Raw genomic sequence first — 15572 nt, 5'->3', positions numbered from 1 at the left:
CGAGGTCAGCCCATGAAACAGTCGAAATGGTATGCATTTTTAAGTGGCGCCGTTCTTTTAACGGGAATCGCCTTATATGGTCTATGGATCGGCTATCAGGATATCGTCAATCCGCCGGAGCGAACACTTTCCGTCTCCGAAGACGAACGCCCTGAACCACAAGGAGACGTCTACGTCGCATTAGGCGATTCGTTGACACGCGGTGTCGGGTCAACATCAGGCGCAGGATATGTACAGCCTGTCAGCACTGCTCTTGAAGAAGAAGGAGTACGTACGCAAAACCTTGCCGTGTCTGGGGCACGAACAGAAGATTTACTCACTCAACTCGAGCAACCTGAAGTGCGTCGGACGATTGAGAACGCACGATATATCACGTTGACCATCGGTGGAAACGATTTGTTCAACCGTGGGGAAAACGTCGATAACTTCGAATCCGTCGATATTCAACAAGTGGTCACGGACGCGAAGACGAATTTAGAAACGATTTTCTCTGAAATTCGATCACTCAACGATTCAGCAACCATCGTGTATATCGGTCTATACAATCCGTTTCAAAATGATGAGAATGGACAAGCATTCAATCAGCTCATCCTCGATTGGAACGCATCCGCGAAACAATTGGCGAATGCGCAGAATATCGATGTGATCGACCCGTTCGCCTACATCTCTGACTTATCAAGAGACCTTGCGACCGACCAGTTCCACCCGAGTGACCGTACGTATGAGAAATTCGCGAATGATGTACTCTTCGTTCTCGAATAACCAAAATCCTCGTCAGCTTGACGAGGATTTTTTTACTTCTCATATCGAACGATCCACTGCTCCCCTTGTTTCATCATGCCCGTCCCTACCCAACCAGCTTGAAGCAACTCAACTTGTCGCCCACGATCTTCCATCGGTACATCTTGCGCAACTGATGTGGGATGCCACGAACGATGCATCTCTTTGTAAAAAATATAGCGGAGTTTCCCGCCGTACTTTTCTTTCAACGCCCCGATTCGAAGTCCGAGAGAAAACTTGTCTTTCATGCTTGGAATATTGAATGGAGCAACGGTCGCACAGACGACATCGAAACGGTTATCCGATTCAACTTGTTTCATTAGTAATTTGCCCAAATGTGTCTGTAGTCCATATCCACGGAAGTCTGGGTGGACATTCGTCACTTCCTGATAAAGGACACGTTCAAGCGAATCATCCGGCCATCCGATATCTCGTCCTAGATGCTCCGCATCAATCGGTGGGATGAGCATCGCTCGGAACGCAATAATCCGACCATCTGATCTTGCCCCAATCAATGTCTGGTCATTCAATAGTTTCGTGAACTCTTCAACTGATAGCGATTGATAATGTTCTGGTTCAGCCAATGCCTGAATGACCGCATCTTGGACGGACAACAGTTCCGGTAAATCGGACAAGCCTAGAACACAAACATGAAGGGAAAGATCTTTGATCTCACCTTTCCACATGCGACTCATCTCCAACCACGTAAGAATCCGTCGTCAATTCACGCAACACGTCCTCATCGACGTCAATACCGAGTCCCGGACGATTGTTCAGCGAGATGATTGGTAAATCATATAATAAGTTGCCGACATCTTTCCCGAATCGGAGCGGGCCCGTCAACTCGACCGTCTTCACGATTTTACTCGAGAAAGCGACGTGGAATCCTGCACTCGATGCAATAGAGGATTCGACCATGGAACCGATCTGGCATTCGATTCCGGACATTTCCGCCATATGAACCAACTTTTTCGCCGGATAGATGCCACCACACTTCATCAGCTTGATGTTCGCTTTATGGGCTGCCTGCATCATCGTCAAGCGTCTCATATCGTGAACGTCTTTCAGCCCTTCATCCATCATGAGCGGAACGGAAATTTTTTGTTTCACTTCGAGCATGCCTTCAAAATCATCCGCCTTGACCGGTTGTTCGACCCAATCGATGCCATACGGTTCGAGTAGACGCATGGCTTGACCCGTATTGGCCGCGTTGACCCATCCCTGGTTAACATCGACTCGAATCGGCACGTCATTTCCTACCGCTTCCCGTACCGCCTTGACACGCGCCACATCCGTTTGCACATCGACTCCGACCTTCATCTTCACTGCCGTATAGCCTCGTTTCATTTGTTCGAGTGCCTCTTGTGCCATATGGTTCGGCTCTCCGATACTCAAGACGTGCGTGACTGGGAATGACTCATGGTACCGACCGCCAATCCATTCGTAGATGGGTTGATTCAGCTTTTTCCCGATCACATCATGACAGGCGATATCGAGTGCTGCTTTGGCAGCCGGAACACCACGAATCGCACGGTCCATTTCGTCATGAATATGCTCTAAGTGCATCGGATTTTTTCCGATTAAGAGCGGAGACAATAGATGACGTAGGACGCTGACCGTGCTCTCAGCGGACTCACCCGTCACATGCTCATCCGCCACGGCTTCTCCATATCCGACAAGTCCACATGCGGTCGTCATTTTGACGATGACAGATGGCATATCATCATAACGGTGATAACTGACGATGAATGGTACCTTTAATGGAAAGCGAACCGAGAAAATTTCTATTTTTTGAATATTCACGTTCATCACTCCTTTACTTCAACTGCTCTTTCCTCTATATTGTCGTTATATAGTCGCTAAATTGCAAGGGGGATTTTCAATGTCCATCCATATCGCCGTTGTCGGCTCACCATCGTTTATACAACAGGTACGGAACGGTTCTTCTTTACCCGATGTTCGAATCGAGGGATTTTCTTATGATGACCCGCGAGAAGCGAAAGACATCGCTACGAAACTCCTATTTTTTGACGGAGTGTTCTTCTCCGGTTCATTCCCTTATACGTATGCGACGGAGGAAGCGACCCTTCCATTTGCCCATCACGTCGTTCAAGATGATGTTGTGTTGTTGACGTCACTTTTATACGTGACATTGACACAACAGCTCCGAATCGAAGAGCTCTCCATCGATCTCGTTGATGCGTCACGACTTGAATCGATTTTAGCATCGTTTCCAAGACACATGTCGCCACCGCAAGTGAAAGTACTTAATCCGTATATGAATTTCGAAGAGTTGATTTCGTTTCATGAGCAACTTCAACGAACTGGGACGACTCGATTCGCTTTGACGAGTGTCGAGCGAGTTCATCGACACTTAGTGGAAAATGGTTTTGCTAGTCAACTCATGATTGAGCCAGAAGAGAGAATTCTCCACCACTTCCATGATTTTATTCAACAGATTCGATTGAACAAATCAGACCAGTCACAACTCGCCGTGCTCTTCTACTCGGATGCCAGTGAAGATACGCTCAACCATGTGACAACACATCATTATTTCGGTGGTAAATTGATGGAGACCACTCAAGACGGTATCGTCCTATTATCGAGTAAAGGAAAGATTGACTCCGCCATGTCAAACGGTTCCATCTTGTCAGAGAACATTTCTGGTCATGTAGGGATCGGGTATGGTTCCGATTATCAACGCGCCGTTGAGCATGCCGAACTTGCCCTTCATACGACAAACAATGCCGCTATACGCATCGTCGACGATTCAAAACGAATGACGTTCACCGATCAACCGACACCGATTCATTTCCGCGTCACGCAAACGCATGTCTATGACATGATGAAAAAGACGGGTATGAGTCCGACAAATATCGAAAAGCTCATTCATTTTTCAACGGACCATTTCGAGTTTACAGCGAAAGAGCTGACCGACCATTTAAATGTGACACGTCGCACGACAGAGCGACTCATCAAAAAATTGGTTGATGCAAAACTCGTTCATCCGATTGGCGAAGAGATGAGCTACAGCCAAGGTCGTCCGCGCACCGTCTATAAATTTCAATTCCCGGTCGATTGACGACCGGGAATCGTTTTATTGAGCCGCTTGTTCCGCGACAGGTTCTTCCTGTTGGATGACCGCCATGCGCTCAATCGTATACCCCGTGAAGGCATATACAATCGAAATGACCGGTACAATGAAGTTCAAGACGGCATACGGTGCATATTCGAAAGCTCCGACCCCGAGTGTGCCGAGGATGAATACCCCACACGTGTTCCACGGGATAAACACGGATGTCAACGTCCCTCCATCCTCGAGGGCACGAGATAAGTTTTTCGACTGCAGTCCCATTTTTTCATACGCTCCAGCAAACATGCGTGACGGAACGACGATTGAGATATACTGCTCCGAACACGTCGCATTCGTCGCAACTCCCGCTAAAATCGTTGAAGCGATCAATGAACCTGCCGTTTTCGCCAACTTCAAAATTTGGTTCATAATGGATTGTAGCATCCCCGAATATTCTAAAATCCCACCGAACGTCATCGCGACGATGGTCATCGAGACCGTGTACATCATCGCATCAAGACCACCTCGGCTGAAGAGGTTATCGACCAGTTCATTACCCGTATCAATGACATAGCCACTTTGAAGAGCGCCTACGCTGTCCGCAAGCGTGCCCCCTTGGATGAACACTTGAGCCAAGAAACCTAGGGCAATCCCGACGACGAGCGCTGGAATCGCCGGCACCTTCTTCGCGACGAGCAAAATGACGGCGAGCGGTACGACGAGTAACCATGGTGAGATGACAAAACTGTCCTCTAAAATCGTCAATGTCTGTGTGATTTCAGACGAGTCTGTCGAAGAATCTGCAAATCGTCTACCGAGCCATGCGTATACCCCGAGTGCAATGATGAGTCCTGGAATTGTCGTATAGAGCATGTGTCGAATATGTACAAATAAATTCGTATGAGTTAATCCTGCCGCCAAGTTTGTCGTGTCTGACAAAGGCGACATCTTATCCCCGAAGTAAGCTCCTGAGATGACAGCCCCCGCTACCATCGGCGCCGGTATCCCCATACTCAGCCCGATGCCCATCCCCGCTACTCCAATCGTACCCATCGTCGACCATGAACTCCCGATTGAGAGCGCGACGACCGCACAGATGAGACAAATCGTTAACAAAAAGTATGCCGGTGAGATGATCTTCAGTCCGAAATAGATCATCGTGGCAACAATTCCTCCACCGATCCATGCCCCAATCGTCAACCCGACCAAAATGATGATGACGACTGCCGGTAAGGCGAGACGAATCCCTTTATACATCATCTCTTCAATCTCTTTCCACTTGAACCCGTGACGCCAGGCGACGATTGAAGCGACTGCCGTTCCGACGATGAGCGGGATGTGTGGACCTTGACCGAGCTTAACGATCGAGATGAGCATGACGACGATCATCACCCCGAGTGGCATGAGCGCCCACCCTAACTTCATGTCTTGCTTGTTCCCCGTTGTTTCCATCTAACTTCCTCCCCTATAGCGAAAATTCAGAATTGTCGTTATATTGTCGCTAATAACGTTATGATAGCGCTTACACTTATGTGATGCAATAAAAAAATGAGTGGACAGACATCTGTCTATCCCACTCATTCTGAATTATGTTGCTGCAATTCGGAGCGCATCCGCAAGTAGGCGTGCCCCATCTTCTAACGCGTCATGGTCAAACGTCATATGCGGATGATGAAGGCCTGGACCTAAATCAGCGCCGATTCCAATCATCGTCGCATCAAGTGACGGTTTCTCGACGGTATAGAAATGAAAATCATCGCTACCTGACGTGACGATCCGTTCGACGAGAGCCGACTGACCGAAGCGTTGCTCAATCGCCTGCTTCGCAATCTGACTTGACTGTTCCCCAACGACCGCTCCCGGTGTGAAGTCTTGCCACTCCCATTCCAGTTTCACACGATGAAGCTGCCCGACATGGAGTAGCATGTCTTCGACACGATTTCGCAGTTCGAGCAATTCTTCATTTTGTTGGGCACGGACATCAATCGAGAACGTCGCATTTCCTGGAATGATGTTCATGTTGTCACTTCCAGCATGGACTTTTGTCAACTTGACGGAGTGTGGCTCAAACGGTGACAAGTAAATGCTTTTTAACATGTGTTGAATCGTGAAGATGACATCGAGTGCATTCTGCCCTTGATGTGGTCTCGCTCCATGGGCATCATCTCCAAGCACTTCTCCTTTTAGGAAGAAGGCAGCCCCATGTTGAATTGCCGCCGCGTATTGGCCTTTCTTCAACTCTTCTTGTGGACGCAAATGAATCCCGAACAGTTGCGTCACGTCTTCGAGCGCACCTCGTTCGATCATGGCGAGCGAACCGTTTCCTTGCTCTTCGGCAGGTTGGAAGATAAAGCGGATTCGTTTCTGTAATGCCTCATCTTTCAACTGTTCGAGCGCACCGAGTACCATGCTGATGTTCGCGTCGTGCCCACATGAATGGTTCGCTCGAAACGTACCGTCCACTTGTTGCCATAACGCGTCGATATCGGCGCGGACCGCAATCACGTCTTCTCCCGACCCAATCTCTGCGATCACCCCGGTCACGTCCTCAAACGTTCGATGGGGAATCGACCAGTCTGATAAAATCGAGGCAATCGTACGCGTCGTTTCAACCTCTTTCCAACTGACTTCTGGATGTGCATGAAAATGTTCAAACCATTTCAATACGCTTGTCATATGTATCTCCACACCTTTATATTTTTTTGACACCTTTGATCAAAACCCATTGAAGCGGGAGTCGTCCCCATGTAATCCATTTCGGAATGACCTTCCCGCCGATTCTAGATGGCTTCACGGCCATATTGATATTTGCCGGGAAGACAGCGATAAAGAATGCCGGTAGCGTCCGTTTTACGAACGATGTTCCTTTGTTCAGTAAGAGCATCGCCCCGAAGACGACTTCAACGACTCCGCTCAGTTGTACCATCAATCGACGGAACGGCCAAGACTTCGGAATAATCGACATGAACGCCTTTTCTCTGACAAAATGTAAAATTCCTGCCCCGAAGAGTAACACCCCATATAAATTTCGTACCATAACTCATCCTCCTTTTGTATAAGCATAGCAAAAAAGGCGGGCATATTGCCCACCTTTTACAATGCAGAACCGTTCGCATTTTGAATCTCGACTTGAACCGTTTCCGTTTTTCCGTCACGGACATATTCGATATCGACCGTTCCATCCGTGTCTCGAATCAATTCACTACGGAGATCGATAAACGAGCTGACGTCTTTGTCATTGATTTTCACGATGACGTCACGCGCTTCAAGACCCGCTTTCGCAGCAGAACTATTTTGTTGCACTTCCACGATGATTGTTCCAGCTGTCACCGATTCAGGTAAGTTGATTTGTTCCGTCAAGTAACCTGGAGGGAACTCTGATACGTCACGAAGTGAGACGCCGAGTGACGGATGATTCACTTCTCCCGTCTGTTCAATTTGATTGATGAGCGGCAACGCGATGTCGACCGGGATTGAGAATCCGACCCCTTCTACTTCTGCTGTCGCAATTTTCATCGAGTTGATCCCGACGAGTTGTCCTTCTTCGTTGATTAACGCACCACCTGAGTTCCCCGGATTGATGGCCGCATCCGTTTGAATGACCTCGGCGTTGAAGTCGGCCTGTCCGTTCTCATCTGTATCGACCGGTACGAGACGTGACGTCGATGAGACGACACCGCGTGTCACGGAGTTCTCGAATTGTCCGAGCGGATTCCCGATGGCGATGACCGTTTGTCCCGGTTTCAACTCACTCGATTTCCCGATTGAGATAACGGCCGGTACCTTATCAGCGTCTACTTTTAAGACGGCCAAGTCATACGTCGCGTCACTTCCCATGAGTGTCGCTTCCGCAGTCGTCCCGTCATTGAAAGTGACCGTCAATTTATCAGCCCCGTTGACGACATGATGGTTCGTCGCGATATATGCTGAGTCGCCTTCTTTTTTATAGATGACGCCCGACCCGACTCCAGCCTCGACAGCCTCACTCGAGAATCCGGTTTGGGCGAAGTTGTTTACAGTCACGACGGCCGGTTGAGCTGTCGCGACGGCATTTGTGACCGAAGAATCGGATACGTTCGATGACGTTTGGACCGGAGTCCCTTGCGAGGTCACGTTCGTGTCACTCACACTCGTCGCGGGTTGGTCGATGAACGGATATGCGATTGCGCCCGTCAACAACGCTCCGATGACTCCACCGACAAGTCCCGGGAACATACGGCTGACGAATGACGGTTTTGATTGTGTTCGTACTTTTGTCTCTTCTCGGTTGGATGAACCGAGTTCTGTATCTAACCAATCTTTTTGTTGCTCTGATTCATGTAATTGATCGTGTTCATTTGATTGATCGTGACGATCCATAATGATTCATCTCCTCTGTGTTATCTTCTACCCTTACTATAACGAAGAGGAACATTCATTTATAAAATGATAAATGAATTACAAGATTCTTCACATTTTACGTCATTTCATTCAGACAATCACATTTCTTAACGTACCGAGACCTTCAATCGTCACTTCGACCGTGTCTCCCGTTTGTAGATACGTCGGTGGCGTCATCCCGTGCCCAACTCCGGCTGGTGTCCCCGTCGCGATGATGTCACCCGCTTCGAGCGTCATGCCTTTCGACAGTGTACGAATGAGTTCATCAATCGGACGAATCATATCGGCTGTCGTCCCGTCTTGACGCGTCTCCCCATTGACACTTGTTTTGATTTGGAGAGGGAACTGGAGCTCGTCCGGTGTGACGACGAACGGTCCTATCGGACAAAACGTATCGAACGACTTGCCACGGAAGAATTGGACATGTTCTTTTTGCACGTCTCGAGCCGTCACATCGTTTAGAATGGTGTAACCGAAAATGTGCTCCTCGACCGCTTCGATGTCTCGTCCAGACTTGCCGATGATGACGGCGAGCTCACCTTCATAGTCAAGTTTGTCCGTCAATTCAGGATGACGCTCAATGACCGCTTCCGGACCGACGACCGAGGTCGGTGCTTTCGTGAAGATGACGAGTTTCCCTGCTCCTGCTGTATCCATCTCTTTCACGTGTTCTTCGTAGTTCTTGCCGATACAAATCACGTTTTTCAATGGACGGTACGGGGCGAGTAATTTCACATCCGTCATTCGGTATGAGGGCGCCACGTCCAAATCGATATCTGGTTCGAACTCACGCGCGATCACTTCTAATAAATTTGTCGTATGTACTTGATTGCTGACATCAAAAACGAAATCGCCTTTGACAATCCCCACTCGTTGCTCTTCCTGCATCTCAAAACTACACCATTTCATTAAAACTCCCCCTTTTTCATCATTATACAAAAAATCGAGACATCTCTGCCTCGATTATACTTTATTCAAAAAGATGATCCGTTGATTACTCGATCCTCGAAAACGAAGTCCCATATCTCGTAGCGACTGCTCGTAACGACCGTCGACGAGCACATCGGCGTAGTCCAACACGGTTTGAATCGCTTCGTCATGCATCGCTTCCAACTGTTCGAGCGTATAACCCGTATACACCCACACATTTTTACCGAGCGACTTACATGCCGTGACGAGTTTTGCTAACGCTGACGATTGAAGAAACGGTTCGCCTCCAGAAATGGTCACCCCGTCCCAACCACTGAGCTTGACGCGTTGAACAAGTTCCTCTACTTCGACATCCTCACCCCCGGTTGGATTCCACGAGGAAGGATTGTGACACCCTTTACAGTGATGCGGACAGCCAGCAGTAAAGATGACCGTCCGAATCCCCGGTCCGTCAACGACGGATTCTTCAACGACGGATAGAATGCGCATCGTGTTTCACCCTCGCCCGCTCTTCTTCTCGCTTCGCCGTATTCCAACGGTCCATCGTCCCGACCAAATAACCGGTGATGCGGCGGATTCGTTCAATGTTTGTATCCTCGCCACACGTCGGACAGGCATCGTCAATCAGTCCTTCTAACCCACAATTTCCGCAACGATCGACCGGATGATTGATGGAACCGTAGCCGATATCATGCTGTCGCATCAAGCGGACAATCGATTCCACCGCTTCCGCATTGTGGGCAAGTGACCCATCGACTTCGACATATGAAATATGTCCCGCGTCACACAATTCGTGATACGGTGCCTCGATTCGGATTTTCTCACGAATTGATACAGACTGATAGACCGGCACGTGGAATGAATTTGTATAAAAGGCACGATTAGTGACACCTTCAATCATCCCAAACGTTTCCTGGTCTCGCGTCACAAATTTACCTGACAATCCTTCTGCCGGTGTCGCGAGCAACGAAAAGTTCAAGTCGTACGTTTCGGCTGCCGCACGCATGCGATTGGCCAAATGCGTGACGATGTCAAGACCGAGTCGCTCCGCTTCACGCGACTCAGCATGTGTACCTCCCGTCAACACCTTCAACGTTTCAGCGAGTCCGATGAAACCGAGTGAAAGCGTTCCTTGTTTCAATACGTCTCGGACTTCATCATGAATATGTAACTGCTCACTTCCACGCCAGACACCTTGTGTGTAGAGGAAACGAAATTCTTCAGCGCGACGCGTACATTGATATTCGAAACGCTCGACCAACTGTTCGATCCCGATGTCGACATATCGGTTGAGAATGCTGTAAAAATCCGAGATCGACTCCGAGACAAGTGCCATCTTCACCAAGTTGAGTGTGGAAAAGGAAAGATTGCCACGACCGATCGACGTCTCTTCTCCGTGTCGGTTTCCCATGACCCGAGTGCGGCAACCCATATATGCCACTTCAGATGCATGCGTCCCATCATAGTAAGCGGCATTGAACGGGGCATCGATGAAGGAAAAATTCGGAAATAGCCGTTTTCCTGTGACCCGACACGCTTCACGGAAAAGATCGACGTTCAGATCGTCCTCCCGAAAGTTGATTCCTTCCTTCACTTTAAAGATTTGAATAGGAAAAATCGGAGTCTCCCCGTTCCCTAACCCACGTTCCGTGGCACGAAGTAGCTCTCGAATGAGGATACGTCCCCACTTTGATGTGTCCGTTCCATAATTGATCGAAACGAAAGGCACTTGCCCACCACCTCTTGAGTGCATCGAGTTCGCATTGTGGATGAACGCCTCACACGCCTGATACGTCGCCGAAATCGTCTCTTCTTCCGCGAGTGTCTCCAATTGCGTTTCTTCCCAGTCAACGGGTAAGGATTGGAGTCGGCTCAGTTGACGCTCATATGTCTTCTCGACATACGGTGCCAAGTCGACGTCAAACATCGGGAACGCCTGCCCCCCGTGTTGCATATTTTGATTCGCTTGAAGGATGATCGATGCGAGTGCCATGGCGGAGCGAATGTCCTTTGGTGACCTGATTGTTCCATGCCCCGTATGGAATCCATCTTTTAATAATTGACCGAGTGGAATTTGACAACATGTCGTCGAGCCTGTGATGTAATAGTCGGCGTCGTGCACGTATAAATAGTTATCAGTGACGGCCTGTTTTGGTCGCTCCGACATCAAATACGTCTGCGATAGTTCTTTCGACACTTCCGAAGAGAGTCGTGCTAGTTTCCCGAGCGGGGATTTACCGTCCACGTTCGCATTCTCTTGTACTAAGTCTTGATCTGGTAAGATGCAGACGTCCTCATACAACTGCAGTAATTTCAAAACCCATCACCTCACTATATATGGATTCAAAACAATATTAATCGTTTTATAAATCCTATATATAGATTATGGCATGTGTTTTTCTCGATGGTCACGAGTCGATATTGTGACAGTTTACTTGTGGCATACGATAAAAAAGAGCCTCGTCTTCGATAAGACAAGGCTCTACGCTACATGTGACAAACATCATTTATTTAACAGCTTTTACAACTTTTAATTCGACTTCTTCCTCTAATTCTTGTGCTTCACGGAGACCCTTCGAGTTGAGCCACGTATAGATGGCTCCCATGAAGAGCGCTCCACCGATAATGTTACCGAACGTTGCAGGAATCAAGTTGTGAATTGCACCTGCCATGCTAATCGTCTCCGGGTGTGGGACGACGAGCGTCAAGGCGAACAAGACGAAGTTGGCGATGACGTGGTCGAATCCCGAAGCGAAGAAGACCGCGACAAGAAAAATCATCGAGAAGATTTGAGCGAACTCATTTTTCATTTGTTTCGGTAAGAAAATAGCGAGACAGACCATCCAGTTACAGAAGATGGCGCGGAAGAAAATTTCGACCGTCGTATGGTGCATTTTCCCCTCAACAACGGAGAACAACCAGTTGTTCATCCCGAGCTCTTGGATGACGCCAGTCGGTGCAAGTAGTAACGCAAATAGGATTCCCCCGAGTGCGTTCCCGACGAAGCAGAGCAACCAGACGAGCATCGTATCACTAAGCGTCGTATAACCGCGAAGTGTCGACGTTGTGAAATACATCGTATTCCCCGTGAACAATTCCGCTCCCCCATAGATAATCATGACGAGCGCGATCCCGAACGAGAAGCCCCCAATGAGTGTCGTGAACGGAGATTCCGCTAAATACATACCGTTGACGACTTTCAACGTGAAGATTGAAGCAAAGCCGATAAAGATCCCGGCTAACATCGCCCGTAAAAAGTATTCCATTGGACGATAATGAATCATTTGCGAGGAAGCCTGTGCTTTTTTTCGTAATGATTCGAGTGCATGGATTTCCATTGATGCCATGTCACAAACCCTTCTTTCTGAATAATTAAATAGGAAAGTATCAGTTCTAATATGTGAAATCATTAACAATATAAACTGTACAGTCTCTGTTGGCAATCACCTCTCGCGGGAATTGACAGAGTGTTCACATCGTAATCGTTTACATATGGCGGATTTGTGACAAAGAAAAATTCTCCCGATTTTCGGGAGAATAATAAGACAAAGTTTATGAAACCAATCGTTCAAATAAGGGATTAATCCTTTTTCATGAGTTCATCAAATGTTAATTTTAATCTTTCCTCTACATGAAGCGTTTCATGATTAACAATCAAAAGTTGTCCACTTTTTAACTCCACTCCTACAAAATCTCCTAGCACATCTTCATAACCTACAACTGTAAAGCCTTGGTTTGTGAACTCTTCAAAATCTCCAAACTGACTTTCTAACTCATCGTTCGGTAAAATACAAAGATATCTATTCAATCCTTCGACCTGATCCAGCAGGATTGCCTTTTCTTTAACAGGTAAAAGCGATTGTATCGATTTGTATGACATATAATACACCTCACTCAATTTTATGAATTGCATTGTAATGTTCTTCTGTAATCACTACATTTTATGATAGTTCAATAAATATTTATTAACTGTCTCTTGGTCGACTATTGCAATTCAGACATTGTAAAATTTATCAGTGATATTCCTTTCCGATTCTTATCTTAGTGAAATGAATTTCAGCGCTTGCTGGAGGGAAAATCAAATTACATACAAATACCTCTGTTTCTTCAAGTACATAACTTGTTATACTAACATCATGCATGAAATAGGGGAGCTGTAATCTGCTTAATTCTCTTACAGGCACTATTCGATCGTCGAGTGGAGCAGATATGTCTACTTTTATACAACCTAAAAATTCAATCTGATGGTGATAATTTTCATTTTCTTCTTCGATTATTAGTAAAACTTCATCTCCAAAATAACGGCAATCGAATCCTAAAACGCGCGCATCCCAGTAGTGTATTTTTTCGATTTCTCTTAATATTTCCTGAGCTTTCATTTTTTCACCTTCTGTATGGAATATGTGCTACTTAACTACATGGCTTCACAAGTTTTAAATGGTTTTAATAATTTTGATTGTATAAATGAACATCATGATACAAAGCTATATGATCTGGCTAAATTTACTCTTATTCCAACTCTACGAACTGTATTTCTCACATCGATAAACCCACTATTATCAGTTTATATAATTCTAACAAAGAGTCATCATGAGTAGACCCCCAAACCTCATCATACATATCATTTTTCATAGTATCTATGTAACTCGACTATGAGTTAAAACATGCTCAAACTGAGGCCCTCATAATTCATTTTTCGTTTAAATAATCTATGTAAAATTTTTGAGGTAAATTCTTTGTTAATTCTTCAATAGATTCATATTTTTTTTCATTAGAAAACAAAATAAACCCGAGTCCATCTCCATCTATTTTAATAAAAGAAGTTGGTAGACTCATATCAATTAAATGTACAAATTGAGTTCTAGAGAACAGCCACTTACCATATTTTTTTAAAGTGAAATTCAATTTATCTTTAAAGATAATGTTATAAAACCCATTTTGAGCAGACATCCAGTACGTTTCGTTAATCAAAAACCTTAAATCTTTTTCGTTTTCTATTTTTGCATTGCAGTAATAAATAGAATTCTCATCCTCAGAGCAATAGTTCATAGAATATTTAATTTTCCTTGAATCCATTTTTTCAACCATCTCATTATCCTGACTTATATTTTTAGATAATATAAATGTTATGACTATTGGATATACATTTTGGTAAACCAAAAAATCAATTAAAGCTTTTTGGTTATCGTTAATAGTTAAATCATCATAACTAGTGATCTCATATACCTTTTTAATTTCACCTATAATGAAATAATTATCTAAATTATCTTCAAGATGCTCTAATAGACGTTTCCTTTCAATAATTGTAAGCTCTTGCATAGCGATCACCTTTGATTTTTCAGTTTAAAGACCTTGTAATTTAAATCAGCTGTTTTTTCTATTAATTCTTATGATGGTCGGGGACTATAAAAGTTATATTGAAAAATTAGTGATTGTAAAATGGTTACTTTCTTATAGACTAGCTTTATATATTAGTAAGCAAATTAGATTACAAGAAAACAAAATGACAATGTGAAACATAATGTTCTTCGTTATACTCTTCTAAACACATTTTTAAACACTTAGCATCCTCACTCAACTTCGTTTCAAGCAAAGAATATCCTATGAAAGTGATTTGATCAGGAAAAGTTATAAAATCCACATCAGTAATGACATCCCAAAAGGCATCCCAATTTTCGCCGTAATGATCAGGAAAATGAAGACTTTCTTTTAATAACTGATGTAGTTCCGATGAAGAAGTAATGTTACTTAAATCGATATATAAATGCGACATATATTGTCTCATCTCCAGCATTTATCTTATTAATCATCTAAGATTCATTAAGTTATGAAAAAATTCATTTAATAAGTTCCAATGAGTTTTTCGTGTCTAATATTTATGCCATTACTTATTATCACTCAACATTCTCAGTCATAAATCAATTAAACACACTCATCGCAATACGAACATTGTGATGTATAAGTCTCCATTATCTCGAATCAATTGGACTTGGAAAGGAATATTATTATACCTCTCTTGCAAGCTAATTTTCCATTGCTGACAAAGAGTCTCTGCAAAAGCTTCAATTTGATTATTTTTACTATAACTATCGACATCATTTTTCTCATTAATAATGAAGAAATCTTTAGGCTCGTACAAATTTACCATCTTTTCAATGGAAGACAAATCTGCTCCAAATTCTTCTTTCCAACCTTTATATGAACTAAGAGATAAACTGTCTTTAAAAAAATAACAGTTCTCATGACAGATTATTTCTGGATTGAAAAATTTTAAAAAAGAAAGAGCGTCTTCAATACTATATTTGTAATTTACGAAACTCCACCAAGTAAACTCTTCTCCATTAACTTCTTGAAATTCTATAAATTCTTTAATTAAATCGTTAGAAAACATTATAATCCCCTTTCTTAA

Annotated in this window: 17 protein-coding genes; 2 read left to right on the top strand and 15 right to left on the bottom strand. The window is 44.9% G+C overall.

Translation table 11 applies throughout. The features are described 5' to 3' along the window. Positions 1-12: 12 nt before the first annotated feature. The gene (locus F3H97_RS04115) at positions 13-762 is read left to right on the top strand and encodes a GDSL-type esterase/lipase family protein (RefSeq protein ID WP_196430631.1); all 750 of its coding nucleotides are present in this window, start codon (positions 13-15) and stop codon (positions 760-762) included. 32 nt (positions 763-794) lie between these two features. Here F3H97_RS04115 and F3H97_RS04110 read toward each other — a convergent pair whose 3' ends face one another. Both F3H97_RS04110 and F3H97_RS04105 read right to left on the bottom strand, forming a co-directional pair. After that, on the bottom strand, positions 795-1466 hold the full coding sequence (locus F3H97_RS04110) for a hypothetical protein (protein ID WP_196430630.1): 672 nt from the start codon (positions 1464-1466) through the stop codon (positions 795-797). Further along, positions 1453-2589 carry a mandelate racemase/muconate lactonizing enzyme family protein gene (locus tag F3H97_RS04105; RefSeq protein ID WP_230872805.1) on the bottom strand — a complete coding sequence of 379 codons (1137 nt, stop codon included), beginning with the start codon at positions 2587-2589 and terminating at the stop codon, positions 1453-1455. The genes F3H97_RS04110 and F3H97_RS04105 overlap by 14 nt, the downstream gene beginning before the upstream one ends. A 73-nt stretch (positions 2590-2662) precedes the next feature. Between F3H97_RS04105 and F3H97_RS04100 the strand changes: the two genes are divergently transcribed. Beyond that, positions 2663-3862: a hypothetical protein gene (locus F3H97_RS04100; protein ID WP_196430628.1), complete on the top strand. Its 1200-nt coding sequence runs from the start codon at positions 2663-2665 to the stop codon at positions 3860-3862. Positions 3863-3877: 15 nt separating this feature from the next. Here F3H97_RS04100 and nhaC read toward each other — a convergent pair whose 3' ends face one another. The 13 genes from nhaC to F3H97_RS04035 form a co-directional block, all read right to left on the bottom strand. Further along, entirely contained in the window at positions 3878-5278 is a 1401-nt protein-coding gene (gene nhaC, locus F3H97_RS04095; protein WP_370568603.1) for a Na+/H+ antiporter NhaC, read from the bottom strand. A 162-nt stretch (positions 5279-5440) separates the two neighbouring features. Further along, positions 5441-6529: an amidohydrolase gene (locus F3H97_RS04090; protein WP_196430626.1), complete on the bottom strand. Its 1089-nt coding sequence runs from the start codon at positions 6527-6529 to the stop codon at positions 5441-5443. 16 nt (positions 6530-6545) lie between these two features. After that, positions 6546-6890 carry a DoxX family protein gene (locus tag F3H97_RS04085; protein WP_078146805.1) on the bottom strand — a complete coding sequence of 115 codons (345 nt, stop codon included), beginning with the start codon at positions 6888-6890 and terminating at the stop codon, positions 6546-6548. Positions 6891-6946: 56 nt separating this feature from the next. Next, entirely contained in the window at positions 6947-8212 is a 1266-nt protein-coding gene (locus tag F3H97_RS04080; RefSeq protein ID WP_196430625.1) for a S1C family serine protease, read from the bottom strand. A 111-nt stretch (positions 8213-8323) separates the two neighbouring features. Continuing rightward, positions 8324-9142, bottom strand: a complete 819-nt coding sequence (locus tag F3H97_RS04075; protein ID WP_196430624.1) for a fumarylacetoacetate hydrolase family protein — start codon at positions 9140-9142, stop codon at positions 8324-8326. Between the two features lie 54 nt (positions 9143-9196). After that, positions 9197-9652, bottom strand: coding sequence for an anaerobic ribonucleoside-triphosphate reductase activating protein (nrdG, locus tag F3H97_RS04070; RefSeq protein ID WP_074037124.1), 456 nt, complete (start codon positions 9650-9652; stop codon positions 9197-9199). Beyond that, positions 9630-11480, bottom strand: a complete 1851-nt coding sequence (locus F3H97_RS04065) for an anaerobic ribonucleoside triphosphate reductase (protein WP_196430623.1) — start codon at positions 11478-11480, stop codon at positions 9630-9632. The genes nrdG and F3H97_RS04065 overlap by 23 nt, the downstream gene beginning before the upstream one ends. A 190-nt stretch (positions 11481-11670) precedes the next feature. Beyond that, a complete protein-coding gene (locus tag F3H97_RS04060) occupies positions 11671-12501 on the bottom strand; it encodes a formate/nitrite transporter family protein (protein ID WP_370568602.1) in 831 nt (276 codons plus the stop codon). 242 nt (positions 12502-12743) lie between these two features. Next, entirely contained in the window at positions 12744-13043 is a 300-nt protein-coding gene (locus tag F3H97_RS04055; RefSeq protein ID WP_196430621.1) for a hypothetical protein, read from the bottom strand. 133 nt (positions 13044-13176) lie between these two features. Further along, the gene (locus tag F3H97_RS04050; protein ID WP_196430620.1) at positions 13177-13542 is read right to left on the bottom strand and encodes a hypothetical protein; all 366 of its coding nucleotides are present in this window, start codon (positions 13540-13542) and stop codon (positions 13177-13179) included. 310 nt (positions 13543-13852) lie between these two features. Further along, positions 13853-14482, bottom strand: coding sequence for a hypothetical protein (locus F3H97_RS04045; RefSeq protein WP_196430619.1), 630 nt, complete (start codon positions 14480-14482; stop codon positions 13853-13855). Positions 14483-14651: 169 nt separating this feature from the next. Further along, positions 14652-14936 carry a barstar family protein gene (locus F3H97_RS04040; protein ID WP_196430618.1) on the bottom strand — a complete coding sequence of 95 codons (285 nt, stop codon included), beginning with the start codon at positions 14934-14936 and terminating at the stop codon, positions 14652-14654. Between the two features lie 159 nt (positions 14937-15095). Continuing rightward, on the bottom strand, positions 15096-15554 hold the full coding sequence (locus F3H97_RS04035) for a hypothetical protein (RefSeq protein ID WP_196430617.1): 459 nt from the start codon (positions 15552-15554) through the stop codon (positions 15096-15098). Positions 15555-15572 lie beyond the last annotated feature (18 nt).

Origin of the sequence: Exiguobacterium sp. SRB7LM, assembly GCF_015712685.1 — a bacterium.
GTDB lineage: Bacteria > Bacillota > Bacilli > Exiguobacteriales > Exiguobacteriaceae > Exiguobacterium > Exiguobacterium profundum.
The sequence above is the reverse complement of the archived record's forward strand: the minus strand, read 5'-3'. Positions and strand labels throughout refer to the sequence as shown.

Bases quoted from the DNA above. Each gene is read 5' to 3' on its own strand.
- F3H97_RS04060 (WP_370568602.1), bottom strand. From the start codon at position 12,501: ATGGAAATCCATGCACTCGAATCATTACGAAAAAAAGCACAGGCTTCC.
- F3H97_RS04115 (WP_196430631.1), top strand. From the start codon at position 13: ATGAAACAGTCGAAATGGTATGCATTTTTAAGTGGCGCCGTTCTTTTA.
- F3H97_RS04105 (WP_230872805.1), bottom strand. From the start codon at position 2,589: ATGAACGTGAATATTCAAAAAATAGAAATTTTCTCGGTTCGCTTTCCA.
- F3H97_RS04100 (WP_196430628.1), top strand. From the start codon at position 2,663: ATGTCCATCCATATCGCCGTTGTCGGCTCACCATCGTTTATACAACAG.
- F3H97_RS04055 (WP_196430621.1), bottom strand. From the start codon at position 13,043: ATGTCATACAAATCGATACAATCGCTTTTACCTGTTAAAGAAAAGGCA.
- F3H97_RS04035 (WP_196430617.1), bottom strand. From the start codon at position 15,554: ATGTTTTCTAACGATTTAATTAAAGAATTTATAGAATTTCAAGAAGTT.
- F3H97_RS04085 (WP_078146805.1), bottom strand. From the start codon at position 6,890: ATGGTACGAAATTTATATGGGGTGTTACTCTTCGGGGCAGGAATTTTA.
- nrdG (WP_074037124.1), bottom strand. From the start codon at position 9,652: ATGCGCATTCTATCCGTCGTTGAAGAATCCGTCGTTGACGGACCGGGG.
- F3H97_RS04045 (WP_196430619.1), bottom strand. From the start codon at position 14,482: ATGCAAGAGCTTACAATTATTGAAAGGAAACGTCTATTAGAGCATCTT.
- F3H97_RS04075 (WP_196430624.1), bottom strand. From the start codon at position 9,142: ATGAAATGGTGTAGTTTTGAGATGCAGGAAGAGCAACGAGTGGGGATT.
- F3H97_RS04050 (WP_196430620.1), bottom strand. From the start codon at position 13,542: ATGAAAGCTCAGGAAATATTAAGAGAAATCGAAAAAATACACTACTGG.
- F3H97_RS04040 (WP_196430618.1), bottom strand. From the start codon at position 14,936: ATGTCGCATTTATATATCGATTTAAGTAACATTACTTCTTCATCGGAA.
- nhaC (WP_370568603.1), bottom strand. From the start codon at position 5,278: ATGAAGTTAGGGTGGGCGCTCATGCCACTCGGGGTGATGATCGTCGTC.
- F3H97_RS04080 (WP_196430625.1), bottom strand. From the start codon at position 8,212: ATGGATCGTCACGATCAATCAAATGAACACGATCAATTACATGAATCA.
- F3H97_RS04090 (WP_196430626.1), bottom strand. From the start codon at position 6,529: ATGACAAGCGTATTGAAATGGTTTGAACATTTTCATGCACATCCAGAA.
- F3H97_RS04110 (WP_196430630.1), bottom strand. From the start codon at position 1,466: ATGTGGAAAGGTGAGATCAAAGATCTTTCCCTTCATGTTTGTGTTCTA.